The organism is Pseudomonas sp. D47 (genome assembly GCF_045447305.1).
In the GTDB taxonomy this organism is placed as follows: domain Bacteria; phylum Pseudomonadota; class Gammaproteobacteria; order Pseudomonadales; family Pseudomonadaceae; genus Aquipseudomonas.
The window spans coordinates 204,643-230,460 of the sequence record NZ_JBJGXU010000002.1; the positions used below are offsets into that span (position 1 = coordinate 204,643).

General features: G+C 60.4%; 20 protein-coding genes and 1 pseudogene. 17 read left to right on the forward strand and 4 right to left on the reverse strand.

Going from position 1 to position 25,818, the window contains the following annotated elements; genetic code table 11:
• Positions 1-92: 92 nt before the first annotated feature.
• From ACI77I_RS03780 to ACI77I_RS03815, 8 genes and pseudogenes are all read left to right on the forward strand, one after another.
• Positions 93-1,025, forward strand: coding sequence for an NAD synthetase (locus ACI77I_RS03780; protein ID WP_242154109.1), 933 nt, complete (start codon positions 93-95; stop codon positions 1,023-1,025).
• On the forward strand, positions 1,022-1,471 hold the full coding sequence (locus tag ACI77I_RS03785; protein ID WP_263274419.1) for a hypothetical protein: 450 nt from the start codon (positions 1,022-1,024) through the stop codon (positions 1,469-1,471). Before ACI77I_RS03780 ends, ACI77I_RS03785 begins: the two co-directional genes overlap by 4 nt.
• Positions 1,472-1,557: 86 nt before the next feature.
• Positions 1,558-1,755: pseudogene (locus ACI77I_RS03790) on the forward strand (hypothetical protein); the annotation flags it as partial.
• A gap of 220 nt (positions 1,756-1,975) precedes the next feature.
• Positions 1,976-2,893, forward strand: a complete 918-nt coding sequence (locus ACI77I_RS03795) for an NAD synthetase (RefSeq protein WP_263274420.1) — start codon at positions 1,976-1,978, stop codon at positions 2,891-2,893.
• On the forward strand, positions 2,893-3,336 hold the full coding sequence (locus ACI77I_RS03800) for a hypothetical protein (RefSeq protein WP_263274421.1): 444 nt from the start codon (positions 2,893-2,895) through the stop codon (positions 3,334-3,336). The genes ACI77I_RS03795 and ACI77I_RS03800 overlap by 1 nt, the downstream gene beginning before the upstream one ends.
• A gap of 187 nt (positions 3,337-3,523) precedes the next feature.
• Positions 3,524-6,814: a DUF2126 domain-containing protein gene (locus ACI77I_RS03805; protein WP_406996982.1), complete on the forward strand. Its 3,291-nt coding sequence runs from the start codon at positions 3,524-3,526 to the stop codon at positions 6,812-6,814.
• 158 nt (positions 6,815-6,972) lie between these two features.
• Complete coding sequence (locus ACI77I_RS03810; RefSeq protein WP_406996983.1) at positions 6,973-9,459, forward strand: circularly permuted type 2 ATP-grasp protein; 2,487 nt, start codon at positions 6,973-6,975, stop codon at positions 9,457-9,459.
• Complete coding sequence (locus tag ACI77I_RS03815; protein WP_094950953.1) at positions 9,459-10,349, forward strand: transglutaminase family protein; 891 nt, start codon at positions 9,459-9,461, stop codon at positions 10,347-10,349. Before ACI77I_RS03810 ends, ACI77I_RS03815 begins: the two co-directional genes overlap by 1 nt.
• Before the next feature lie 46 nt (positions 10,350-10,395).
• On the opposite strand, the gene ACI77I_RS03820 is transcribed toward ACI77I_RS03815, so the two are convergent.
• The gene (locus ACI77I_RS03820; RefSeq protein ID WP_064450422.1) at positions 10,396-10,578 is read right to left on the reverse strand and encodes a hypothetical protein; all 183 of its coding nucleotides are present in this window, start codon (positions 10,576-10,578) and stop codon (positions 10,396-10,398) included.
• Between the two features lie 333 nt (positions 10,579-10,911).
• On the opposite strand from ACI77I_RS03820, the gene azu reads away from it, so the two are divergent.
• Complete coding sequence (azu, locus tag ACI77I_RS03825; RefSeq protein WP_094950952.1) at positions 10,912-11,358, forward strand: azurin; 447 nt, start codon at positions 10,912-10,914, stop codon at positions 11,356-11,358.
• 134 nt (positions 11,359-11,492) lie between these two features.
• Here the strand turns inward: azu and nadE are convergent, their stop codons facing one another.
• From nadE to ACI77I_RS03840, 3 genes are all read right to left on the reverse strand, one after another.
• A complete protein-coding gene (gene nadE, locus ACI77I_RS03830; RefSeq protein WP_263274423.1) occupies positions 11,493-12,320 on the reverse strand; it encodes an ammonia-dependent NAD(+) synthetase in 828 nt (275 codons plus the stop codon).
• Between the two features lie 3 nt (positions 12,321-12,323).
• The gene (gene pncB, locus ACI77I_RS03835) at positions 12,324-13,538 is read right to left on the reverse strand and encodes a nicotinate phosphoribosyltransferase (RefSeq protein ID WP_094950950.1); all 1,215 of its coding nucleotides are present in this window, start codon (positions 13,536-13,538) and stop codon (positions 12,324-12,326) included.
• 1,210 nt (positions 13,539-14,748) lie between these two features.
• Positions 14,749-15,639: a LysR family transcriptional regulator gene (locus ACI77I_RS03840; RefSeq protein WP_094949737.1), complete on the reverse strand. Its 891-nt coding sequence runs from the start codon at positions 15,637-15,639 to the stop codon at positions 14,749-14,751.
• 154 nt (positions 15,640-15,793) lie between these two features.
• Between ACI77I_RS03840 and ACI77I_RS03845 the strand changes: the two genes are divergently transcribed.
• From ACI77I_RS03845 to ACI77I_RS03880, 8 genes are all read left to right on the forward strand, one after another.
• A complete protein-coding gene (locus ACI77I_RS03845; protein WP_242154122.1) occupies positions 15,794-17,284 on the forward strand; it encodes an aldehyde dehydrogenase family protein in 1,491 nt (496 codons plus the stop codon).
• A 174-nt stretch (positions 17,285-17,458) separates the two neighbouring features.
• Entirely contained in the window at positions 17,459-18,742 is a 1,284-nt protein-coding gene (locus ACI77I_RS03850) for an NAD(P)/FAD-dependent oxidoreductase (RefSeq protein ID WP_406996984.1), read from the forward strand.
• Between the two features lie 401 nt (positions 18,743-19,143).
• On the forward strand, positions 19,144-20,280 hold the full coding sequence (locus tag ACI77I_RS03855) for a branched-chain amino acid ABC transporter substrate-binding protein (RefSeq protein ID WP_094949740.1): 1,137 nt from the start codon (positions 19,144-19,146) through the stop codon (positions 20,278-20,280).
• Positions 20,281-20,471: 191 nt separating this feature from the next.
• Complete coding sequence (locus ACI77I_RS03860; RefSeq protein ID WP_094949741.1) at positions 20,472-21,386, forward strand: ABC transporter permease subunit; 915 nt, start codon at positions 20,472-20,474, stop codon at positions 21,384-21,386.
• Between the two features lie 2 nt (positions 21,387-21,388).
• The gene (gene livM / locus ACI77I_RS03865; protein WP_242154126.1) at positions 21,389-22,666 is read left to right on the forward strand and encodes a high-affinity branched-chain amino acid ABC transporter permease LivM; all 1,278 of its coding nucleotides are present in this window, start codon (positions 21,389-21,391) and stop codon (positions 22,664-22,666) included.
• Complete coding sequence (locus tag ACI77I_RS03870) at positions 22,663-23,538, forward strand: ABC transporter ATP-binding protein (protein WP_406996985.1); 876 nt, start codon at positions 22,663-22,665, stop codon at positions 23,536-23,538. The genes livM and ACI77I_RS03870 overlap by 4 nt, the downstream gene beginning before the upstream one ends.
• On the forward strand, positions 23,535-24,251 hold the full coding sequence (locus ACI77I_RS03875; RefSeq protein ID WP_094949744.1) for an ABC transporter ATP-binding protein: 717 nt from the start codon (positions 23,535-23,537) through the stop codon (positions 24,249-24,251). The genes ACI77I_RS03870 and ACI77I_RS03875 overlap by 4 nt, the downstream gene beginning before the upstream one ends.
• Before the next feature lie 738 nt (positions 24,252-24,989).
• On the forward strand, positions 24,990-25,757 hold the full coding sequence (locus tag ACI77I_RS03880; RefSeq protein WP_094949745.1) for an SDR family oxidoreductase: 768 nt from the start codon (positions 24,990-24,992) through the stop codon (positions 25,755-25,757).
• Positions 25,758-25,818 lie beyond the last annotated feature (61 nt).

Here is a 25,818-nt window from a genome sequence, read left to right on the forward strand (position 1 = left end):
GCATTGCAACGTTGAAACCCGGTCAACTGTGGGAGCTGGCTTGCCTGCGATGGGGCCGGCCCGGCCACCGTCACTTTCAAGGAAGAACACTTATGAGCAACCCCCTGCTCAGCATCGGCATGGACTCCAACCGCTCCCAATTCATGGCGCGCCAGCGCATTGAAAGCCAGATCAACCTGCCACGGTTGTTTGCGGCCATCGACGCTGACCCCGGCATCGTCGGCGCTGGTGTCGTGTACATCGACGCCGACTTCAATGTCGTGACCCTGCGCGAATTCAAGCCCATCTGCAGCATCAAGCCCAAGCGCATCATTCTGCGTGAGGCGCAGAAGTACATTTCGCCTGCACAGTTTGTGGAGCAAGTGAAGACCGACCCTCGGGAAGGTCGCCTCAGGAAAGAGGCGTTTGATATGGGGTTGTCTTGTACCGCCGCTATTATCGGTTGGATTGTTGTGTTCAGTGGCAGCGTGGCCGTGCCCTTTACGGCGGGTGCAAGTGCGTTTGTGGTGGGCATTGGCGTGACGGCGGCATTGGCCAGTAGTGCGCAGTGCGGGTTCGGCGTGGCACGTACCTACAACGAGATCCTTGACCCTGATGCAAACGACCGCATGGATGACGCCGAATGGTATGGCGCTGTCTCACCCATCCTCGATGCAGCGTCTTTGGTGGGAATTGGAACCGGCGCCTTGACCACGGTAAAACTTTTGAAAGCCAACAAAGCCGCCGCGCTGGGCAAAAGCTGGTATGAACTGCTCAAGGGCCTGAGCCGTCAGGAACGCAAAAAGCTGACCAAGGAACTGCTGAGCCTGCGGGATCCGAGCCTCACGTCCAAGCTGCTTAAGTTGCAGCAACGTGCCGGAAAACTGACTAAGAGCTACAGTTCCACCGAAATCCGGCATGCGACGTTGACTCAACTCAAAGACGCGCTAGGCGGACTATTGGGCATCTGGGGTAGCTACCGAAGCGGCAGTGTGGGCAGCGCCAGTACTATTGCAATCGGCTTGTATGAGGACCTGACGCAATGAACGGCTTCCCCGACATGGGCAGCTTCCTCGCCCGCTATTTTCCGGTGTTTATGGGCACGATCTTCATGGCGATCTTTTCCGGGGCGTCCGCTGTATCGCTCGCGGGCGTGACGTACTTGCGTGGCGTGGATCCGGCGCTCAAAGCCGACTACTCCGGCCTGGCGATTTTGGTGCTGGTGGCGGTGCTGGTGTTTGGCAACGTAATGATTGCGCGCGGACGCTCATGGGCCACGTGGCTGGTGGCAGGTTACCTGGGATGTTGCCTGCTGTTCGTACTGCCGATGATTCAGTACCCCCCTCATATGCTGGTCTATGGCTCAGCTGTGCTCTTCCCGTTATTGGGATTGCTCCTGCTCAACAGCAAACGCCACCGCGAAATGCGCCAAAAGCTGCTCGAAGTTCGCCACCTGCGCGAAGCCATGATCGCCAAGCACAAAGCCCGCTGACTGGGTAGATTCACCACCCAGCCTCACACGCACGCCACAAATAGGTGCAGCGCATGCACCATTGCACTGACGACGGCGCCGTTTAGAACTCGACGCCAGCCGGCAGCCACAAGGTCGCCAAGGAAACCACCACCAAGATCCTCACTCAGTACACCGGCCTGCCGCCACGTGGCAGCGACGGCAGCAACCCGTGGGACAAGCGCGAACAAGCCAAGGTTGCGGCCCTGGCGCGCAACAAGCAGGCGGCCAAGGGCAAGGGCGGCAAGCCTGTCGTGCCGCGTTGATCGCAGCCTGAACATGCAAAACGCCAGCCTCGTGCTGGCGTTTTGCTTTCTAGCGGGTGGGTAGGCCGTTTGTTAAGGTGGCGCGCATTAGATTGCTATCGCAGGCAAGCCAGCTCCCACAGTGGACCGCATTGCAACGTTGAAACCCGGTCAACTGTGGGAGCTGGCTTGCCTGCGATGGGGCCGGCCCGGCCACCGTCACTTTCAAGGAAGAACACTTATGAGCAACCCCCTGCTCAGCATCGGCATGGACTCCAACCGCTCCCAATTCATGGCGCGCCAGCGCATCGAAAGCCAGATCAACCTGCCACGGCTGTTTGCGGCCATCGATGCCGATCCTGCTATCGTCGGCGCTGGCGTGGTGTTCATCGACGCTGACTTCAATGTCGTGACCCTGCGCGAATTCAAGCCCATCTGCAGCATCAAGCCCAAACGCATCATTCTGCGTGAGGCGCAGAAGTACATTTCGCCTGCACAGTTTGCCGATCAGGTGACCAACAATCCGCGTGAGTCTCGACTCGTGGGGGAGGCCGTCAATACGACCTTGTCTTGTGCCGGTGCGATTCTGGGCTGGATTGTGGTGTTCAGCGGCACTGTCGCCGTACCGTTCACGGGGGGAGCGAGCTTGGTGGTGGCGGGCCTCGGCGCCACCGCTGCGGCGGCCAGTACCGCGCAGTGTGTGGTTGGAGGCATGAGAACGTTCAACGAACTCAACGACCCGACCGCCAACGACGATATGGACAACGAGGAATGGTATCGCTATGCAATGCCGGTATTGGACGCGGCTTCGCTGTTGGGCGCAGGCGCCTCTACCCTGACGACTGTTCGACTGTTGCAGGCTCGAAAAGCAACGACGGGTAGAAGCTGGTACGAGTTGTCTAAAGGCTTGACCCGGCAGCAACGTAAGGCGCTCACCAAAGAGTTGCTAAGCCTGAAAGACCCAAGCCTGAGCAATAAGCTGTTGAAGTTGCGCCAGCGCTCCCGTGAGTTGGTGAAGCGCTATTCGGCGACCGAGATCAATCATGCTACCGTTACGCAGATCAGGGATTCCCTCGGTGCCGCCATTGGTTTCACCGGGAGTGCCTTGTCCGGCAACATTCGAACCATTGCAGTAGGGTTATACGAGGAGCTTGAGTGATGGTGCGCCAAGTCTCGTTAAAATCTTTTTTGGCTGAGTACTTCCCTGCGTTTATTTGCGCATTTTTCCTTGCCTGTTTTTCCCTGTCCGCTGCTATTTCATTGGCATCGAGTACCTTTTTTCGCGGTGAACCAGAGCGAGCGCGTTATTCCTTTGTGGCGGCGGTTGTCTTGGGGCTGCTCTTGGCATTCAGCCACTTCGTCATGATCAGGGGGAGAACCTGGGGCGTTTGGGCCATCGTCGCCTTCTACGTGGCGTGCTTTTTGATCGTATTACCAACCTATGGCTATCGGCCGCATATGGCCGCCTATGTCATAGGGTTGCTGTTTCCAATGCTTGGACTGTTGTTGCTGAACAGTAAACGCCATCGGGAAATGCGCCGTCAGCTACTGGAAATCCGCCACCTGCGCGAAGCCATGATCGCCAAGCACAAAGCCCGCTGACTGGGTAGATTCACCACCCAGCCTCGCACGCACGCCACAAATATGTGCAACCCTTGCACCACGGCCCCCACGTTGGCGCCGTTTTGGTGCTGTACTGCACCGGGTCTTACGATAAAGCGCAATGACGGCCGCTCTGGCATAAGTCTTGCGCGCTTTGTTTCCATGCCCTGGCTCGCAGGAGGCCGCCGTGTCGATTCATGTCGCGTTGCACCACGTTACGCATTACCGCTATGACCGCGCTGTCGAACTCGGCCCACAGATTGTGCGTTTGCGCCCGGCGGCCCATAGCCGCACGCGGATTTTGTCCTACGCACTCAACGTGCTGCCCGAGCAGCACTTCATCAATTGGCAGCAGGACCCGCAGGGTAATTACCTGGCACGCCTGGTGTTCCCGGAAAAGACCGATGAACTGCGCATCGAAGTCGACCTGGTCGCCGAGATGGCGGTGTTCAACCCGTTCGACTTTTTCCTCGAACCCTACGCCGAAAAAATCCCCTTCAGCTACGCCACCGATGAGCAGCGCGAGCTGGCGCCGTACCTGGAAACCCTGCCGCTGACGCCGAAGTTTGCTGCCTACCTGGCCGGTATCGACCGCACACCCTTGCCGGCCGTGGATTTCCTGGTCGGGCTCAACCAGCGCTTGGCCGCTGATATCGGCTACCTGATCCGCATGGAACCGGGTGTGCAAACCCCGGAATTCACCCTGGAAAACGCTTCCGGCTCCTGCCGCGACTCGGCCTGGCTGCTGGTGCAATTGCTGCGCAACCTGGGGCTGGCGGCGCGCTTTGTGTCGGGCTACCTGATCCAACTGACCGCCGACGTCAAAGCCCTCGACGGCCCGTCTGGCACGGAGGTGGACTTCACCGACCTGCACGCCTGGTGCGAGGTGTACTTGCCCGGCGCCGGCTGGATCGGCCTGGATGCCACTTCCGGGTTGTTCGCCGGTGAGGGTCATATTCCGTTGGCCTGTAGTCCCGAACCATCTTCCGCCGCCCCGATTAGTGGGCTGGTGGAACCCTGCGAGTGCGAATTTACTCACGAAATGTCGGTGGAGCGCATCTGGGAGGCACCTCGGGTTACCAAGCCCTACACCGAGGAGCAATGGTTGGCGATCCAGGCCCTCGGCCGGCAGATCGATGCCGACCTGCTCAAGGACGATGTGCGCCTGACCATGGGCGGCGAGCCCACTTTCGTCTCCATCGACGACCCCGACGGCGCCGAGTGGAACACCGCTGCGCTGGGGCCGGACAAGCGCCGCCTGTCCGCCGAGCTGTTCCAACGCATGCGCAAGCACTACGCACCCAAGGGGCTGGTGCATTTCGGCCAGGGCAAGTGGTACCCCGGCGAGCAACTGCCGCGCTGGTCGCTCAACTGCTACTGGCGCCGCGACGGCGTGCCGATCTGGCACAACAGCGCGCTGATCGCCGATGAGCAAGAGGATTACGGCGCCGACGGTGTAATGGCCGGGCGCTTCCTGGCCAGCGTCGCCGAGCGCCTGAAACTGCCGGCGCGCTTTGTGTTTCCGGCTTTCGAAGACAACTTTTACTACTTGTGGCGCGAAGGTGCGCTGCCGCAAAACGTCACCGCCCAGGACCCGCGCCTGAGCGACGACCTGGAGCGCGAACGCCTGCGCAGAGTGTTCAGCCAGGGCCTGGATAAAGTCATCGGCCAAGTGCTGCCACTGGCGCGTACGGCGGCCAATGATCGCTGGCAGAGCGGGCGTTGGTACCTGCGCGACAACCACTGCCGCCTGGTGCCGGGGGATTCACCGTTGGGTTATCGCCTGCCGTTGGCCTCGCAGCCTTGGGTGACGGCGGCGGAGTATCCGTTTGTGCATCCAACCGACCCGAACCAGGATCAACCGCAGTTGCCCTCCACCGGTCAGCTGCAAAGCCACGGCGAGCCCGCGCCGAGCGATGAGCGCGTACCGAAAGTCGATGAGTCCGCTGACTGGCTGACCCGCACCGCCTTGTGCGCCGAAGCGCGGGAAGGGCGGCTGTATCTGTTCATGCCGCCGCTGGAGCGCGTCGAGGATTACCTGGAGCTGGTGGCCGCCATCGAAGCGACCGCCGAGGAACTGCACTGCCCGGTATTGCTGGAAGGCTACGAGCCACCGTTCGACACCCGCTTGAGTAACTTCCGGGTGACGCCGGACCCGGGTGTGATTGAGGTGAACGTGCAGCCGTCCGCCACCTGGGACGAGTTGGTCGAGCGCACTGAATTCCTCTACGAAGAGGCGCGGCAAACTCGCCTCACCACGGAAAAATTCATGATCGACGGCCGCCACACCGGCACCGGCGGCGGTAATCACTTTGTGCTCGGCGGCGCTACGCCCAAGGATTCACCGTTCCTGCGTCGCCCGGACCTGCTGCGCAGTTTGATCAGTTACTGGCATAACCACCCCTCGCTGTCGTACCTGTTTTCTGGCCTGTTTATCGGCCCGACCTCCCAGGCGCCACGGGTGGATGAGGCGCGTAACGACGCGCTGTATGAGCTGGAAATCGCCTTCGCGCAAATGCCCGAACCCGGCGAGGAATGCCCGCCGTGGTTGGTGGACCGCCTGCTGCGCAACCTGCTGATCGACGTGACGGGCAACACCCACCGCGCCGAATTTTGCATCGACAAACTCTATTCGCCGGACGGCGCCACCGGCCGCCTGGGCCTGTTGGAGTTGCGCGCCTTTGAAATGCCGCCCCATGCGCGCATGAGCCTCACCCAGCAATTGCTGCTGCGCGCGTTGGTCGCACGCTTCTGGCGTGAGCCGTATGCGCCGCCGAAACTGGCGCGCTGGGGCACCGAGCTGCATGACCGCTTCGTGTTGCCGCACTTTATCGAGCAGGATTTCGCCGACGTGATTGTCGAGTTGAATGCCGCCGGTTACCCGCTGCGAGCCGAGTGGTTTGCTGCGCACCTGGAGTTCCGTTTCCCCAAGGTCGGCGACTACGCCGTCAGCGGTATCGAACTGGAACTGCGCCAGGCCCTGGAGCCTTGGCACGTGCTGGGCGAGGAGGGCGCAGTGGGCGGCACGGTGCGTTATGTGGATTCGTCGCTCGAGCGCTTGCAGGTGAAGTTGAGCGGGTTGGCGCCGCAACGGTATCTGCTGACCTGCAACGGCATCCCGGTGCCGCTGCAACCGACCGGGCGTATCGGTGAGTTTGTCGCCGGTGTGCGTTACCGCGCCTGGCAACCGGCCAACTGCCTGCAGCCGACCATCGCGGTACACGCGCCGCTGGTGTTCGACTTGCTCGACACTTGGATGCAGCGCTCGTTGGGCGGCTGTCAGTATCATGTGGCCCACCCGGGCGGGCGCAACTACGACAGCTTGCCGGTGAATGCCAACGAAGCCGAGAGCCGGCGCATGGCGCGGTTTTTCCGCTTGGGGCATAGCCCGGGTAAGCTGGCGGTGCCGACCGTAGTGATCAACGACGAATTGCCCATGACTCTGGATCTGCGGCGTTTCCCCAATAAAAATGACTGAACCCAATCCAAATGTGGGAGCTGGCTTGCCTGCGATAGCGGTGTATCAGCCAGCCAATCAAGTGCCTGGAAAACCGCCATCGCAGGCAAGCCAGCTCCCACATTAGATTGCAGTGAATTTGAGTTAATCTGACTTCCCTTGCCCCTGCCGAGCGTTCCATGCCCGACTTGCTCGACCGTTACCCGCTGACCGCGGGCACCTATCACGAACTGCTGGACGACAGTGGCGCGGTGCGTGCCCATTGGCAGCGCTTGCTCGATCACCTGCAACGCAGCACGCCCGCGCAGTTGGCCCAGCGCCAGGCGCTGCTGACCCGGCAGATCCAGGAAAACGGCGTGACCTACAACGTCTACGCCGACCCCAAGGGCGCCGATCGCCCGTGGGAACTGGACCTGCTGCCGCATGTGCTGGCCTTTGACGAGTGGCAGCACCTGTCGGCCGGCATCGCCCAGCGTGCGCGCCTGCTCAATGCGGTGTTAGCCGATTTGTACGGCCCGCAGCGCCTGATCAAAGAGGGTTTGTTGCCGGCGGAGTTGGTATTCGGTCACAACAACTTCCTGTGGCCGTGCCAGGGCATTCAGCCGCCCGACGGTGCGTTTCTGCACCTGTATGCCGTGGACCTGGCGCGCACCCCGGATGGCCGTTGGTGGGTCACCGCCGACCGCACTCAGGCGCCGTCGGGCGCTGGTTATGCGTTGGAAAACCGCACCATCGTGTCCCGCGCCTTCCCGGACTTGTACCGCGACTTGCAAGTGCAGCACCTCACCGGTTTCTTCCGCACGTTGCAGGAGACCCTGGCCCGTCAGGCGCCTAGCGACGACCAGCCGCCGCTGATCGTGCTGCTCACGCCAGGGCGTTTCAACGAAAGCTATTTCGAACACCTCTACCTCGCACGCCAGCTCGGTTACCCGTTGGTGGAAGGCGGCGACCTCACCGTGCGCGACAGCACAGTGTTCCTGAAAACCCTCAGCGGCCTGCGCCGGGTGCACGCGATCATGCGCCGCCTGGACGACGACTTCTGCGACCCGCTGGAGCTGCGCACCGACTCGGCCCTCGGCGTGCCCGGCCTGCTCGATGCGGTGCGCCAAGGTAATGTACTGGTGGCCAACGCCCTCGGCAGTGGCGTGTTGGAGTCCCCAGGTTTGCTCGGCTTTTTGCCGAAGATCAACCAGTTCCTGTTTGGCGAAGAATTGATCCTGCCGTCCATCGCCACCTGGTGGTGCGGTGAGGCGCCAGTGCTGGCTGAGGCTTTGGAGAAACTGCCCGAGCTGCTGATCAAACCCGCGTTTCCGTCGCAAAGCTTCACGCCGGTATTTGGCCGCGACTTGAACGACGAACAACGCCAGGCCCTGGCCGAACGCATGCGTGCGCGGCCTTACGCGTATGTCGCCCAGGAGCTGGCGCAACTGTCCCAGGCACCGGTGTGGCACACCGTCGATGACCATTTGCAACACCGCGCCATCGGCATGCGTGTGTACGCGGTGGCCAGCGATGAAGGCTACCGTGTACTGCCCGGTGGCCTGACCCGCGTGGCCGCCGAGGCCGATGCCGAAGTGGTGTCGATGCAACGCGGCGGCGCGAGCAAAGACACCTGGGTGCTCGGCGAGCGCGCTGCCGGCGGCGAGCAATGGCGCGCGCAACGGCCGATTGGTGCCCACGATTTGGTGCGCCGCGATCCGTACCTGCCGTCACGTGTGGTGGAGAACTTGTTCTGGTTTGGCCGTTACTGCGAACGCTGCGATGACAGTGCGCGCTGGCTGCGCATCGTGCTGGCGCGTTATGTCGACGGCGACGACCCACTGGCGTTGCAGGCGGCGGTCGAGCTAGGTGAGACCCTGCGCTTGCTGCCGGAAGAGGGCGAATTGCCCGAGCGCCTGCTCGCCGCCTTGCTCGGCGATGATTGGCCGTCGAGCCTGCGCGCCAACCTGCAACGCCTGCAGTGGGCCGCGTCTCAGGTACGCGGCAAGTTGTCCCGGGAAAACTGGCAGGCCTTGGTCGAGCTGCAACGCGAAGCCATGGAGCTGGAAAGCGAAACGCCGGACTTCGGTGAGCTGCTGGATTTTCTCAACCGTCTGGTGATGTCCCTGGCGGCGCTCTCCGGGTTTGCCCTGGACGACATGACCCGCGACGAAGGCTGGCGCTTCTTGATGATGGGGCGGCGCATCGAGCGTCTGCAATTCCTGAGCAGCAGCCTTGCGGCGTTCCTGCGCGGCGTGGCGGTGTTTGATCAGGCCGGGCTTGAGTGGCTGTTGGAGTTGGGCAACAGCAGCATCACTTATCGCTCGCGCTACTTGGCGGTGCCGCAGTTGATCCCGGTGCTCGACTTGTTGCTGCTGGATGAGCAGAACCCGCATGCGGTGCTGTTCCAGCTGAAACTGGTCAGTCGCACCTTGAGTCGCCTCAACGATGACTTTGGCGTGCCTCGGGAAACTGGCCTGGCGCCGTTGGTGGAGCGCTTGGCGCGTTTCGACCTGGGCTGCCTGGAGAACCCGTTGTTCGGCGAGTCCAGCGTGCGTGCCGCGTTGGATGGCCTGGCTGACCTGCTGCAAGCGGTGGCCGATGAGAGTGGGCAAGTGTCGGATCGCCTGGCCTTGCGCCATTTTGCCCATGTGGATGATGTCAGTCAGCAAACGGTGTCGGTGTGATGAGTGCGCGCTACCAGATTTTCCACGATACCCATTACCACTACGACAGCCCGGTGTCCCTGGCCCAGCAGCTGGCGCACCTGTGGCCACGGCCGTGTGCCTGGCAGCGTTGCAGTTCGCAGCAATTGGAGATCAGCCCGGAGCCGACAGCGCGGCGTGATGAGCTGGACGTGTTCGGCAACCCGATCACGCGCCTGGCGTTCGAACGGCCCCACGATGAGCTGCTGGTGAATGCCGGGCTGACCGTCGAAGTGCTGGCGCGGCCTGCGCTGGATTTCCAGCAGTCGCCGGCCTGGGACCAGACCCGCGACAGCCTGACCTACAGCAGCCAGCCACTCTCAGCCGAACTGATCGAAGCCTGCCGCTATCGCTTCGAATCGCCCTACGTGCACCTGAAAAAAACCTTCGTCGAGTTTTCCGAAAGCTGTTTTCCACCCGGCGAGCCATTGCTGCTGGGCGTGCAGGCATTGATGCAGAAGATTTTCAGCGAGTTCACCTTCGATGCCGAAGCCACCCAGGTCGCCACGCCGTTGGTGGAGGTGCTGGAGCGCCGACGCGGCGTGTGCCAGGACTTCGCCCACCTGATGCTCGCCTGCCTGCGCTCGCGAGGCCTGGCGGCGCGGTACATCAGCGGCTACCTGCTCACACAGCCACCGCCCGGCCAGCCACGGCTGATCGGCGCCGATGCGTCCCATGCGTGGGTCTCGGTGTATTGCCCGGTGTTGGGCTGGGTAGATTTTGATCCGACCAACAATGTGCAGCCAGCCCTGGAGCACATCACCCTGGCCTGGGGCCGTGATTTCTCTGATGTGTCGCCGTTGCGGGGGGTGATTCTGGGAGGTGGGAGCCATGACCCGGAGGTGCGGGTGACGGTGATGCCGCTGGAATAGGGGTGGGTTGGGGTGAGCAGGGAGGGCCTGCTCACCTCAACAGAATTTATTCCGCCGGGTCTTTCGGTGTCTCAGTCTCATCAGTCGCCACTTCACCTTCAGCATCCGGGTTCAGTGCGCCAGCTTCTTCATCTGCAGTGGCTTTCTTGCGTTGCAGCTTTTCCTCTTTCTTCTGCTCCTTGGCCAAGTCTCTCTGACGTTTGGCGAAGGAGTAATTAGGTTTGGCCATGGGCGATCCTCTAGGGTCGAAGGTGAGGGTGGGGCGGCGCGCAGCTGCCTTGGGTCGCTATGGTAGCAGCTTAGCACCTCGCTTGGCCTTCACTTACCGCAGGCGTACGCGGCCAGCAGGCCGTTGAACAGTTGGTTGAGGTGCATGGCGCAGGCTCCAAGGGGGGTGAGCCGATCATAAACCGCGGGCCGAAGGTTGGCTGGTAGATTGTGTTGATCAGTCTGATAGCCTAAAGTTGTATACAATCTGTTGATTCAGATCATAAGAATTTAAGCCTGCTTGAGGCACCCTTGTCGCAATATGCGTTTATTAAACCCTGCCTTGGAGATTCACATGTTTGCCAAACTCGTTGCTGTTTCCCTGCTGACTCTGGCGAGCGGCCAGTTGCTTGCTGCAGAGTGCAAGGTCACCGTCGACTCTACCGACCAAATGTCCTTTAACACCAAGGCCATTGAAATCGATAAAAGCTGCAAGACGTTCACCGTTGAGCTGACTCACTCCGGTAGCTTGCCGAAAAACGTCATGGGCCATAACTGGGTGCTGAGCTCCGCCGCCGACATGCCTGGCGTCGCCAGCGACGGCATGGCTGCCGGTATCGACAAGAACTACCTGAAAGAAGGCGACACCCGCATCATCGCCCACACCAAGATCATCGGTGCCGGCGAAAAAGACGCCGTGACCTTCGATGTGTCGAAGCTGGCAGCGGGTACGGATTACGCGTTCTTCTGCTCGTTCCCAGGCCACATCTCGATGATGAAAGGCACTGTGACCGTCAAATAAGCCAACCCTGGTCGAAAAAAAAGCGCCTTGCGGGGCGCTTTTTTGTGGGCGTTGAATACCTTGTGGCGAGCCAGCCCCCACAGGGGAGTGCATTCCAACTGTGGGCGCTGGCTTGCCTGCGATAGCGATCTACCTCACGGCGCGAATGGCATGACCCGCTTGTGCTCAGTCTTGCGATACGTGTCGCAGATGATCTTGAACGCTTCCGCGCGCACCGGTTCGCCCTGCAGGAAGGCATCGATTTCGGCGTAGGTCACGCCGTGGGACGCTTCGTCCGGCTTGCCTGGCGACAGGTCTTCAAGGTCGGCAGTCGGGATCTTCTCAACCAACGACTCCGGTGCACCAAAGTGCCGGGCAATGGCGCGTACTTGGTTTTTCACCAGCCCGCTCAACGGCGCCAAGTCGCACGCGCCATCACCGAACTTGGTGAAAAAGCCCATCACCGCTTCCGCCGCATGGTCGGTGCCGATCACCAGGCCGCCGGCCGCGCCGGCGATGGTGTACTGCGCCACCATGCGCATGCGCGCCTTGGTGTTGCCCAGTACGAAGTCACGCGACACCGCCGCCTTGCCTTCAAACGCCGCCACTTCATTGGCCAGGGATTTCACCGCCGGGCCGATGTTCACGGTGTGGCGCTCGTCCGGTTCGATAAAGTCCACCGATGCCTGGGCGTCGATTTCGTCGAACTGGGTTTCGTAAGGCAGGCGTACCGCGATAAAACGGTAGGCCTCATCACCGCTGCTGGCGCGCAGTTCCTGTATCGCCCGTTGGGCCAGCAGGCCTGCGGTCAGGGAGTCAACGCCGCCGCTGATGCCCAACACCAATGCTTTGAGCCCGGAATTACGCAGGCAATCCTGGATAAAAGCCACGCGTCGGGCAACGTCGGCCTCAAGGGCGGCCTGGTCGTTGAAGGGCGCTTGGACCTTGAGCTGCTGCGCAATCTCACGCTGTACGGCTTGCATGATTCACTCCTTGCTAGGTAGGGCAGGTACTTTAAAAACGTGGCGCAAATAGGCGACGAAATTCGGGTCGGTGCAGTGGGTCTTGCCCGCTTCATCGGAGATCTTCGCGACGGGCTGGCCATTGCAGGCGGTCATTTTAAGCACGATGCTCATCGGCTCAACCCCTGGAATGTCACAGGTCAGGTTGGTGCCTATGCCGAAGCTGACATTAATGCGACCGCGCAACGCGCGGAAAATCTCCAGAGCCTTGGGCAGCGACAGGCTGTCGGAGAACACCAGCGTTTTGCTCATCGGCTCGATGCCGAGTTTGTGGTAGTGGGCGATGGCTTTTTCGGCCCACTGTATCGGGTCACCGGAGTCATGGCGCAGGCCGTCGAACAGCTTGGCGAAGTACAAATCGAAGTCGCCGAGGAAGGCGTCGGTGGTGATGCAGTCGGTCAGGGCGATGCCCAGCAGGCCACGGTATTCGCGTACCCAGCAGTCGAGGGCGGCAATCTGGCTGTCGATCAGGCGTGGGCCGAGTTGCTGGTGGGCCATGATCCATTCGTGGGCCATGGTGCCGAGCGGCTTCATATCGAACTCGCGGGCCAGGTGCACGTTGCTGGTGCCGACAAAGCGCCCGGGGAAATCGTGCTTTAGCACGCTCACCACTTCTTCCTGCACTCGGTACGAGAAGCGTCGGCGCGTGCCGAAGTCAGCCACTTGCAGCTCCGACAGCTCGTCGCTGCTGGCGTTGGCGGTCAGCCAATCGAACTTGCGGTACAGCTGCTCGCGGGCCTGCTCGAGGATCACGGTCTGGTAGCGGTAGCGGTTACGCACTTCGCTGACGATGGCCAGCATTGGCACTTCAAACAGGATCACATGCAGCCATGGCCCGCGCAGGCGGATAAACAGCTCGCCGTTTTCAATGCCGGTTTGCACATAGCGCAGGTTGAAGCGGAACAGCCCGAGGAAGCGCAAGAAGTCCGGCTTCATAAAGCTGATGCGCTCAAGAAAACCAAGCTGGTCGGGGCTCAGGCTCAGTTCGGCGAGGCGCTCGATCTGGTAGCGGATTTCCGCCAGGTACGGGCGCAGGTCTTCACTGTTGCGGCAACGAAACTCCCATTCAACTTCCACGTTCGGGTAGTTGTGCAGCACCGCCTGCATCATGGTCAGCTTGTAGAAGTCGGTGTCGAGCAGGTTCTGCACGATGCGATCGGCAAACACACTCTCGCTCATAACGGGAATCTCCAGACGGGTCGGCGATGGGCGCCGACCTTTACGCACAATTAAGGAATGGCGCTAGTGGCGCATAGACCTGTGGGGTTTTGCCAGTGATTTTTTTGGGAGTGGCCACTGGCGCCATCGCAGCATAGGTATCTACACATCTTTTTATGGGTTGAATTCTTTGGTTGTCTCGGGGGTGCTGGGTACATATCCGTTATTTGGGTAACGGCTGCTATGGGTTCCGCTCTTACAGCGGGTCACTTTTGAAAGAGCCCAAAAGTAACCAAAAGGCTCTTGCCCCACCACTCGGCACCTCGCCTAGGCTCGGTGTGCCCTCACGCAGGCTTTGGACCGTGGGCCGCCGCCATGGGCCATCCTTGGCCCATCGCGGCTAAACCGGCGTCCTGCCGGTTTACCCACGCTCCAAAGCCTGCGTTCGGCCAGCGTGGTTTAACGGGGCGCCTCAGATCAAAATCAAGAGCAAGAGCACGGCGGCCTAGTAGCCGACCTGAGTGGTTGAAGCAAATCAAAAGCGAAGCCGAGGCGGCCTGACAGCCGACCTGATCTCTGAAACTGAACATCAATCTAATGTGGGAGCTGGCTTGCCTGCGATGGCATCAACTCGGTGTACTTGATGGACCGAGGTGTCTGCATCGCAGGCAAGCCAGCTCCCACAGAAAAGCAGATCTGCTTTTGCTGTGCTTTTGCCCTGCTTTTGCTTCAACCACTCAGGTCGGCTACTAGGCCGCCGTGCTCTTGCTTTTGATCTTGATCTTGATCTGAGGCACACCGAGCCTAAGCGAGGTGCCGAGTGGTGGGGCGAGGACTTTTTGGTTACTTTTGGGTCCTTCCAAAAGTGACCCGCTGTAAGAGCCAGCCCTTTCAAGGTCTTTGCCTAAATCGCGTCCTACGCCAATTCCAGGCTGAAATTAAGAAAAAAACGAGTTGAATTTGGTTCAGTCAGCCTCTCTCTTGGTCAAAAAATGATCATTTTTTGAGGCTTTTTCCAAAGACCTTGAAAGGGCTGGCTGTAAGAGCGGAACCCTACGAAGCCGTTACCGCAGCAATGGATATATACCCAGCGGCCCCGCGACAACCAAAGAATTCAACCCATAAAAAGATGTGTAGATACCGATGGCCATCGCAGGCAAGCCAGCTCCCACACTTGAAATGCATTCAAAATGTGGGAGCTGGCTTGCCTGCAATGGCGGTATTCCTGGCGCTAAACCACTTGCTCCATCATCCACTTCACAAAATCCCGCACTTTGGGCACTTCCGCCGAATGCTCCGGATACGCCAGGTAATACGCATCCTGGCTCGGCAACGCATGCTGCCAAGGGATCACCAGCTTGCCGTCCGCCAGTTCTTCTTCCACCAGAAAGCGCGGCAGCAGCGCCACACCGCAGCCCACCTGCGCTGCCCGAATACACATATAGAAGGTGTCAAAGCGCGGCCCGTGGTAGCTGTGCTCGGTGTGGAAGCCCTGGCTGGCAAACCAGTCATGCCAGCCCTGCGGCCGCGAGGCATTTTGCAGCAGCACCAGGTCGCTCAGCTGCGTGGGATCGGTGAACGGCTGCGCGGGCAGGCTTTCCGGCGCGCACACTGGCACCAACTCCTCGCTGAACAGTTTCAGGCTCTCGGTGCCGGGGCGTGAGCCTTGGCCGAAGTAGAAGGCCATGTCGGCCTTGCCTTGCAGCAGTTCGTCGGGCTCCTGCTCGTTGCACAGGTCCAAATGGATTTGCGGGTGACGCAGGCGCCAGCCCTTGAGGCGAGGCACCAGCCAGCGTGCGCCAAAGGTGTAGGGTGTGGACACGCGCAGTACTTCGGTCTCGCCGCCGTAGGAGCGCAAGTAGTGAGTGGACATCTCCACCTGGGTGAGGATCTTGCGCACTTCCACCAGGTACAAATCGCCCGCCGGGGTCATCTGCAAGCGGCGGCGCACGCGGCGAAACAGCAGGTGCTGGAGCAATTCTTCCAACTGCGCCACCTGTTTGCTCACCGCGCTTTGCGTCAGGTTCAGCTCCTCGGCGGCGCGGGTGAAGCTCAGGTGGCGGGTGGCGGCTTCGAAACACTGCAGGGCGGTGATCGAGGGCAAATGTCTTTTGTTCAGCACGGCACGCCTCTTTTTATTCTATGCATGAATAAACGGAATGATATCTCGCCTAATCGTCGTTTGTTGGCAAGTCTTGGGCCAGCTACAAATAAGGTCTGGATCGCCGTGCGGGCCGCGGCGCAATTTTTCTGTTTGTGGATTGAAGGAGTGACCCATGGTTGCCGCATTGCTTGATCGTCTCGGGGTAAACCCGGCGCTGTACCAGTCGGGTAAACAACCCGTGCATTCGCCGATTGATGGCAGCCGTATCGCCAGCGTGCACTGGGAAGGTGCCGCCGAGGTGGAGCAGCAGGTCAGTCGCGCCGAGCATGCATTCGACGCCTGGCGCAAGGTGCCGGCACCGCGTCGCGGCGAGCTGGTGCGCCAATTTGGCGATGTATTGCGCGAATACAAGGCCGACCTGGGCGAGCTGGTGTCCTGGGAAGCCGGCAAGATCACCCAGGAAGGCCTGGGCGAAGTGCAGGAGATGATCGACATCTGCGACTTCGCCGTCGGCCTGTCCCGCCAGCTGTACGGCTTGACCATCGCCTCCGAGCGCCCGGGCCACCACATGCGTGAAACCTGGCACCCGCTGGGCGTGGTCGGCGTGATCAGCGCCTTTAACTTCCCGGTGGCGGTGTGGGCGTGGAACACCACGCTGGCGCTGGTGTGCGGCAACGCCGTGATCTGGAAACCGTCGGAAAAGACCCCGCTCACCGCTTTGGCGTGCCAGGCGCTCTTTGAGCGCGTGCTGAAGAAATTCACCGATGCCCCCGAGTACCTGAGCCAAGTGATCATCGGCGGCCGTGACGCCGGCGCTGCCCTGGTGGATGACCCGCGCGTGGCGCTGATCAGCGCCACCGGCAGTACGCGCATGGGCCGCGAAGTGGCGCCGAAAGTCGCCGCCCGTTTTGCCCGCAGCATCCTCGAGCTGGGCGGCAACAACGCGATGATCCTCGGCCCAAGCGCCGACCTGGACATGGCCGTGCGCGCCATCCTGTTCAGCGCCGTCGGCACTGCCGGCCAGCGTTGCACCAGCCTGCGCCGGTTGATCGCGCATGAATCGGTCAAAGAAGAAATCGTCACCCGCCTCAAGGCGGCCTATTCCAAAGTGCGCATCGGCCACCCGTTGGAAGGCAACCTGATCGGCCCGCTGATCGACAAGCACAGCTTCGAAAACATGCAGGACGCCCTGGAGCAAGCCTTGAGCGAAGGCGGCAAGGTGTTCGGCGGTAAGCGTCAGTTGGAAGATACATTCCCGAATGCCTACTACGTGTCACCGGCGATTGTGGAAATGCCCGAGCAAAGCGACGTGGTGTGCACCGAAACGTTCGCGCCGATTCTGTATGTGATTGGCTACAGCGACTTCAACGAAGCCCTGCGCCTGAACAACGCCGTGCCACAAGGCCTGTCGTCGTGCATCTTCACCACCGATGTGCGTGAAGCCGAGCAGTTTATGTCGGCGGTGGGCAGTGACTGCGGCATTGCCAACGTCAACATCGGCCCGAGCGGCGCGGAGATTGGTGGCGCGTTTGGTGGTGAGAAAGAGACCGGTGGCGGGCGTGAATCGGGTTCGGACGCGTGGCGCGGGTACATGCGCCGCCAGACCAATACCGTGAACTACTCGCTGGAGTTGCCGCTGGCGCAGGGTATTACTTTCGACTGATCCCTCAAGTCGCAGTGAGATCAAAATGTGGGAGCTGGCTTGCCTGCGATAGCATCACCTGGGTGTACCTGATGTATCGAGGTGCCTGCATCGCAGGCAAGCCAGCCCCCACAGTTGGTTGGGTTTGCAATTCAAAATAATAGTTGTTTGTTAGGTCCTCTCCGGAGTCTGGCAATGCCATTACGCGAAACATGTTTATGGGAACACCTCACCCCCGGCCGCCCGGACCGCGCCGCGCTCAAGGGCGAGGTCAAGGTGGATGTGTGCGTGATCGGCGCCGGGATCACCGGGTTGTCGGCGGCTATTCACTTGCTGGAACAGGGTAAAAGCGTCGCCGTGCTTGAGGCCCATCGCACCGGCCATGGTGGTTCGGGGCGTAACGTGGGGCTGGTCAACGCCGGCATGTGGATCCCGCCGGATGAGATCGAAGCCGGTTTTGGCGAGGCGGTGGGCAGCCAGCTCAACCGCATGTTGGGCGCGGCGCCGTCGCTGGTGTTCAGCCTGATCGACAAATACAGCATCGATTGCCAATTACGCCGCGAGGGCACTTTGCACATGGCGCATAACGCCCGTGGCGAGGCGGATTTGCGCAGTCGAGAAGAACAATGGAAGCGCCGTGGCGCGCCGGTTGAACTGCTGACCGGGCAGGCGTGCGAGCAAGCCACGGGCACTAAGAAGATTGCCGCCGCCCTACTGGATCGGCGCGCCGGCACCTTGAACCCAATGGCCTACACCAGTGGCTTGGCCAATGCGGCGGTCGGCCTGGGCGGGCAGCTTTTCGACCATTCCCCTGTCACCCAGCTGGAACGTCAGGGTTCACACTGGTCGGTGCAGACCGCGCAGGGTTCTGTGCAGGCTGCACAGGTGGTGATCGCCTCCAATGCTTACACCGAAGGCGAGTGGACCGAGCTGCGGCGCAATTTCTTCCCTGGCTATTACTACCAAGTCGCGTCGGCCCCGCTGACCGACGACGCCGCCAAACAGATCCTTTCCGGCGGGCAAGGCTCGTGGGACACACGCCAGGTACTCAGCAGCATCCGCCGCGATGCTGACGGCCGACTGTTGCTTGGCAGCCTGGGCAACGGCAACCAGAAACCGGCATGGTTCCTCAAGGCGTGGGCCGACCGGGTGCAGCAGCACTACTTTCCGTACCTCAAATCGGTGCAGTGGGAATTCACCTGGACCGGCTGCATCGCGTTCACCCCAGACCACCTGATGCGCCTGTTCGAGCCGGCGCCCGGCTTGGTGGCGGTCACGGGCTACAACGGGCGTGGCGTGACTACTGGCAGCGTAGTGGGCAAGGCATTTGCCGACTACTTGTGTCACCAGGACCCCAAGGCTTTGCCGATTCCCTTTGCACCGATGCAGCCGCTGGCCGGAGTGGGCCTGCGCAGTTGCTTGTATGAGGCTGGATTTTCGCTGTATCACGCGGGCCAATGTCTGCGGATCGTGATCTGATCAGCGAAATACATGGCAAAAGCCTGCATTTTCTTAGCAGGCTACTAATCTGTATTGGTGCAAGTCGTAGCAATCACGCACTGTAAATGTGCAGTTCCGTTACGCACATTGTTACAGGTGCAGGAACTGTCGTTTATCCGACTGGTTGCAGGTGCGACCTGCCAGGGTTGTACTTTTTAGGCTCATTGGTTGCACCTCCCGATGCTAGACGGTTGCACGTCCTGGCAGAAGGAGGCGAAACGCCTGTAATAACAATGACACCGTGTCTTTTTGAAGAATAAAAAAGTAATGGCACGCGCCTTGCTCTGGGCTTTCCCTGAAAGTTTTGGTTGAAAGTCCGCAGTGAATTCGCTCTTTATTTATGAAGAATGCCAACAAACAAAAACCTCGGAGCACCACTCATGTCCCAGACGTTTTACAAGAAAGGCTTTCTGGCCCTCGCCGTTGCAGCGGCGCTGGGTGTTTCTGCGTTTGTTCAAGCTGATGTGAAGATTGGCGTAGCGGGGCCGATGACTGGCGCCAACGCAGCTTTCGGTGAGCAGTACATGAAGGGGGCCCAAGCGGCGGCCGACGTCATCAACAAAGCGGGTGGGCTTAACGGCGAACAGATCAAGCTGGTGGCCGGCGACGACGCCTGTGAGCCCAAGCAAGCTGTAGCGGTAGCCAACCGCCTGGCGGACCAAGACAAAGTGATCGGCGTGGTCGGGCACTTCTGCTCGTCCAACACCATCCCGGCCTCCGAGGTGTACGACGAAGCGGGGATCATCATGATCACCCCGGGCTCCACCAACCCTCAGGTGACCGAACGTGGCCTGGGCGCCGTGTTCCGTATGTGCGGGCGTGACGACCAGCAAGGTATCGTCGCCGGCGACTACATCGTCGACGTGCTCAAGGGCAAAAAAGTCGCGGTTATCAACGACAAAGACACCTACGGCAAGGGCCTGGCTGACGCCACCGCTCAGCAGTTGACTAAACGTGGCGTCAAGCCGGTGCTGGAAGAAGGCCTGACCCGCGGCGAGAAAGACTTCAGCGCCCTGGTCACCAAAATCCGCTCCACCGGTGCCGACGTCGTTTACTTCGGCGGGCTGCACCCGGAAGCCGGTCCACTGGTTCGCCAAATTCGTGAAGCCGGCCTCAAAGACGTCAAGTTCATGTCCGATGACGGCATTGTCACCGACGAATTGGTCGCCACCGCAGGCGGCGCGCAATACGTAGACGGCGTCTACATGACCTTCGGCGCCGACCCGCGCCTGCTGCCAGACAGCAAGACCGTGGTGGAAGAGTTCCGCAAAAATGGCACCGAGCCTGAAGGCTACACCCTGTACGCCTATGCCTCGATCCAGGCCCTGGCTGCCGGCTTCAACGGCGCCAAGTCCAACAAAGGTGAAGACGCTGCCAAGTGGCTCAAGGCTAACCCGGTAAAAACCGTAATGGGCGAAAAAGCCTGGGACGGCAAGGGCGACCTGAAAGTCTCTGACTACGTGGTTTACCAGTGGGATAAAGACGGCAAATACCACCAGCTGGAAAAGCAGAAGTAATCACGCGATCTACCCGGCACCCCTGAACCTTGTGGGCGCCGGGCTTGTGTGGGAGCCAGCTCCCACACAAGGCCAGCTCCCACAGGGAACTTGGTTGCCTGCCCCATCGTGACCGGCAACAGATCTGTCTTTTCCTCCAGAAGCGCCGCACACCCACGGGTGTGCAGGTGCTCACCGCGTGAGATTGCGTTATGGATGGTATTTTCCTGCAGCAACTGGTCAACGGTCTGACTCTCGGGTCGGTCTATGGCCTGATCGCCATCGGCTACACAATGGTCTATGGCATCATTGGCATGATCAACTTCGCCCACGGCGAGGTTTATATGATTTCCGCTTACCTCGCGGCGATCAGTCTGGCACTGCTGGCTTATTTCGGCATCGAATCCTTCCCGCTGCTCATTCTCGGTACCCTGATATTCACCGTGGTCGTCACCGGCGTTTACGGTTGGGTCATCGAGCGTGTCGCCTACAAACCGCTGCGCAACTCCACCCGACTGGCACCGCTGATCAGCGCCATCGGTATCTCCCTGATCCTGCAGAACTACGCGCAGATCGCCCAGGGTGCGAAACAACAAGGGATTCCTACCCTGCTGGCCGGCGCCTGGCGCGTCGATATCGGCAGCGGGTTCGTGCAGTTGACCTACACCAAGGTGTTCATCCTGGTGGCCGCGTTTCTCGGCATGGGGCTGCTGACCTACATCATCAAATACACCAAGTTGGGCCGCATGTGCCGTGCCACCCAGCAAGACCGCAAGATGGCGTCGATCCTGGGTATCAACACCGACCGGGTGATCTCCTACGTGTTCGTGATTGGTGCAGCCATGGCGGCCCTGGCCGGCGTGCTGATTACCCTGAACTACGGCACGTTCGACTTCTATGCCGGCTTCATCATCGGCATCAAGGCATTTACCGCAGCGGTACTCGGCGGCATCGGTTCCCTGCCTGGGGCCATGCTCGGCGGGATCATCCTGGGTATCTCCGAGTCGCTGTTCGCAGGGTTGATCAACTCTGACTACAAAGACGTGTTCAGTTTCTCTCTGCTGGTGGTGATTCTGATTTTCCGTCCTCAGGGCCTGCTTGGTCGTCCGCTCGTGGCGAAGGTGTAAACATGTCTGCTGCCAAATCTATCGATATCAAGAAAAGTGTGGTCGATACGGTCCTCGCCGGGCTGATTTCGTTGATCGTGTTCGGTCCGATCGTCGGCGTGGTACTCGACGGCTACAGCTTCAACCTGCAACCGGCGCGCGTGGCCATTCTGGTCGCCATCGTGATGGCCGGCCGTTTTGCCTTAAGCCTGTTCCTGCAAACCCCCAAGGGCGTGAAGATTCTGCAGGGGTTCGAGAGCAGTAGCTCCGGCGTGCACGTGCTGCCGCCGGACTACAAGTCGCGACTGCGCTGGATCATCCCGGCGCTGATCGTGATCGCCATCGTGTTCCCGATCTTCGCCAACAAGTACTTGCTCACCGTGGTCATCCTCGGGCTGATCTACGTGTTGCTCGGCCTGGGCCTGAACATCGTGGTCGGCTTGGCCGGCTTGCTCGACCTGGGTTACGTGGCGTTCTACGCCATCGGCGCCTACGGCTTGGCGTTGGGTTATCAATACCTGGGCCTGGGCTTCTGGAGCGTACTGCCACTGGCGGCCATCGCAGCGGCGTTAGCGGGGTGCATACTCGGCTTCCCGGTGCTACGAATGCACGGTGACTATTTGGCCATCGTGACCTTGGGCTTCGGTGAAATCATCCGGCTGGTGCTGAATAACTGGCTGTCGTTTACCGGTGGCCCGAACGGTATGCCGGTGCCTTCGCCGACGTTCCTGGGCCTTGAGTTCGGGCGTAAAGCCAAGGAGGGTGGGATTCCGTTCCACGAGTTCTTCGGCCTCGATTACAACCCCAACATCAAGTTCATGTTTATCTACATCGTGCTGTTCCTGGTGGTCCTGGCCGTGCTGTACATCAAGCATCGCCTGACCCGCATGCCGGTCGGCCGCGCCTGGGAAGCCTTGCGCGAAGATGAAATCGCCTGCCGTTCCATGGGCCTGAACCACGTACTGGTCAAGCTCTCGGCCTTCACCATCGGCGCGTCGACGGCGGGTCTTGCCGGGGTGTTTTTTGCCAGCTATCAAGGCTTCGTCAACCCGTCGTCGTTCACCTTCTTCGAGTCGGCGCTGATTCTGGCCATCGTGGTATTGGGCGGTATGGGCTCGACGGTCGGCGTGGTGATTGCGGCCTTCGTATTGACCGTGGCGCCGGAACTGCTGCGCAGCTTCTCCGAGTACCGCGTGCTGCTGTTTGGCGTATTGATGGTGGTGATGATGATCTGGCGGCCACGCGGCCTGATCCGGATCAGCCGTACCGGTGTGACACCACGTAAAGGAGTGGCGCCATGAGCAAAGAAGTCGTGCTCTCCGTCGAACATTTGATGATGCACTTCGGTGGCATCAAGGCCTTGAGCGATGTGAGCCTCAAGGTCGAACGCAACTCGATCTTCGCCTTGATCGGCCCCAACGGCGCCGGCAAGACCACGGTGTTCAACTGCCTCACCGGCTTCTACAAAGCCAGTGGCGGCAAGATCGAACTCAGCATACGCGGCAAGCAGACCAACGTGATTCAGTTGCTCGGCGAATGCTTCAAAGCTGTCGACTTCGTGTCGCCCAAAAGCTTCTTCAGCCGCGTGTACTACAAGATGTTCGGCGGCACCCACCTGGTGAACCGTGCAGGCTTGGCGCGGACCTTCCAGAACATTCGCCTGTTCAAGGAAATGTCGGTGCTGGAAAACCTGCTGGTGGCCCAGCACATGTGGGTCAACCGCAACATGCTCGCCGGCATCCTCAATACCAAGGGCTACCGCAAGGCCGAAAGCGATGCTCTCGACCACGCCTTCTACTGGTTGGAAGTGGTGGACCTGGTGGACTGCGCCAACCGCCTGGCCGGCGAGCTTTCCTACGGCCAGCAGCGCCGCCTGGAAATCGCCCGTGCCATGTGCACTCGGCCGCAGATCATCTGCCTGGACGAACCGGCAGCCGGCCTTAACCCGCAGGAAACCGAAGCGCTCAGCGCGATGATTCGCCTGCTGCGCGACGAACACGACCTCACGGTGGTGCTGATCGAACACGACATGGGCATGGTGATGAGCATTTCCGACCACATCGTGGTGCTCGACCACGGCAACGTGATCGCCGAAGGTGGCCCGGAAGCGATCCGCAACGACCCGAAAGTGATTGCCGCCTACCTGGGCGCAGACGAAGAGGAGCTGGTATGAGTGCACCTATCCTCGAAATGAAGGACCTGGACGTGTTTTACGGCCCGATCCAGGCCCTGAAAAAAGTCTCGCTGCACATCAACGAAGGCGAAACCGTCAGCCTGATCGGCTCCAACGGCGCGGGTAAATCCACGCTGCTGATGTCGATCTTCGGCCAGCCTCGCGCTGAGTCCGGGCAGATTCTCTATAACGGCGTCGACATTACCCACAAGTCGTCCCACTACATCGCCTCCAACGGCATTGCGCAGTCGCCGGAAGGGCGGCGGGTGTTCCCCGACATGACCGTCGAGGAAAACCTGTTGATGGGCACCATTCCGATTGGTGACAAATTCGCCCAGGAAGATATGCAGCGTATGTTCGAGCTGTTCCCTCGGCTCAAGGAGCGGCGCACCCAGCGCGCCATGACCATGTCTGGCGGTGAGCAGCAAATGCTCGCCATCGCTCGCGCGCTGATGAGCCGGCCCAAGCTGTTGCTGCTGGACGAACCGAGCCTGGGCTTAGCGCCGATTGTGGTGAAGCAGATCTTCGCCACCCTGCGTGAACTGGCGGCCACTGGCATGACCATCTTCCTGGTGGAGCAGAACGCGAACCATGCGTTGCGCTTGTCTGACCGGGCTTACGTGATGGTTAACGGCGAGATTCGCCTGACGGGCACGGGTAAGGAGTTGCTGGTGAACGAGGAAGTGCGCAACGCCTACCTCGGCGGGCACTGATCTGAAGGCTTGATGCAATAACCCATGTGGGAACCGGCTGCCACATAAAGCCGGTTCCCACACTTGTTTTTAGGGGTGTCCACAGGCTCCCCGGCAAATTGTGGAAAACAAATCCAGCCGCCCTCCAAAGCGCGACATATAGCCGCCGCAAATCCCTGTTTTGTCACAGTTTTGACTTGTCCCCATTCGCTGTGGAACCGGCTGTGGGTAACGTGGGAGTAGCTGGCTGAAAGCCTTTAACCACGTGGCTTGTGGCGTGGTGGTTGTTTTATGATCAGCTGGTTTTTCGAGACCGATCAAGGGTTTTGTCAACCTGTTTAAAGACACAGGTATATGACCGATTTATGTCCCCTCAGCCTGTGGATAAGTCTGTGACTAAACTCTGGAAAGACTGCCACAGAGGCCGGAATGACTGGCCTGGAGCCATCGCTCAGATTTTCCCTCTTTACAAGGGGCTACATACGCCCCGCCCAAGGTCAAGCAAAAAACTTTCTAAAACTGCCTACAGGCCTTGCACACAGCGGCTTTTGGCTTTTTACACTTGCCCCCAAAGACTGTGGGCGCAGCTGTGGATAACCTGCGCGCATATGGCTGCAGGCCACGGTGTATAAGGCTCTGCTCGGCGTGGTTAAAAAATGATCAGCTGTACATGAAGTTGTGTGCTTAGCGGTTGCCGCAATCGCGGCGTAAGGGCATTCTGCTGGCAACTTTTTTTCCGATGCCCGCAAGGAGAACACCATGTCCGACACGCTGTTTATTACTGGCGCCACCTCAGGTTTCGGCGAAGCCTGCGCCCGTCGTTTTGCCGACGCCGGTTGGAAACTGGTGCTTACCGGCCGGCGTGCCGAGCGTTTGAATGCCTTGGTCGAAGAGCTTTCCAAGCAGACCGAAGTACACGGCCTGGTTGTGGACGTGCGTGACCGCAAGGGCATGGAAGACGCCATCGCCAACCTGCCGCCTTCTTTTGCCAAATTGCGTGGCCTGATCAACAACGCCGGCCTGGCCGTGGGCACTGACCCTGCGCCTAAGTGCAGCCTCGACGATTGGGAAACCATGGTCGACACCAACATCAAAGGCCTGCTGACCACCACCAGCCTGTTGCTGCCGCGCCTGATTGCCCACGGCCGTGGCGCCGGGATCATCAACCTCGGTTCCATCGCTGGCAGCTACCCGTACCCAGGCAGCCACGTGTATGGCGGCTCCAAGGCGTTCGTGAAGCAATTCTCGCTGAACCTGCGCTGCGACCTGCAAGGCACTGGCGTGCGCGTGACCAACATCGAGCCAGGCCTGTGCGAGAGCGAGTTTTCACTGGTGCGCTTCGGCGGTGACCAGGCGCGTTACGACGCGACCTACGCCGGTGCCGAGCCGATCCAGCCACAGGACATCGCCGACACCATCTTCTGGGTGCTCAACACGCCGGCGCACGTGAATATCAACCGGTTGGAGCTGATGCCGGTGAGCCAGACGTGGGCTGGGTTTGCGATTGAGCGTGGGGCTAAAGGTTAAGACCGAGTTGCGGCCATCGCGGGCAAGCCCGGCTCCCACATTTTGACCGTGTGAACCCGAT